The following is a 375-nucleotide window of genomic DNA, read 5'->3' as shown; positions in this document are numbered from 1 at the left end:
CGATCGAACAGTTCCGGATGACTGCTCGAGGTGGCACTGGCGATCGCGCCGCCCCAGTCGTGGCCGACCAGGATCGTCCGGGAGTCGGCCCCGATGGCGCCGTGCAGATCGACGATGTCGGCGACCAGCGAGCCGAGCGAGTAGTCGTCGTCTCGGGCCAGCGAACTGGGCGCGTATCCCCGGGTGAACGGCGCGACGACGTAGCGGCCTTCGGCGGCCAGCGCGGGACCGACGACGTCCCAGGTCCAGGCGCTGTCGGGGAACCCGTGCACCAGGATGGCGGCCGGATCGCCCGGATCGCCCCAGGTCAGCGCTTCGATCTCGACGGCATCGAAGCCGAAGCGCCGGATGATCGGATCGGACAACGCGCACCTC

General features: G+C 70.1%; 1 protein-coding gene. It reads right to left on the bottom strand.

Annotated elements, in window-relative coordinates; all coding sequences use genetic code 11:
- The coding region (locus GV790_RS29160; protein ID WP_163818028.1) for an alpha/beta fold hydrolase at window positions 1-365 on the bottom strand (365 nt) is incomplete at its 3' end.
- Window positions 366-375: the final 10 nt, after the last annotated feature.

Origin of the sequence: Nocardia cyriacigeorgica (assembly GCF_010858045.1) — a bacterium.
In the GTDB taxonomy this organism is placed as follows: Bacteria; Actinomycetota; Actinomycetes; order Mycobacteriales; family Mycobacteriaceae; genus Nocardia; species Nocardia cyriacigeorgica_E.
This window is presented reverse-complemented; position numbering and strand designations above follow the sequence as displayed.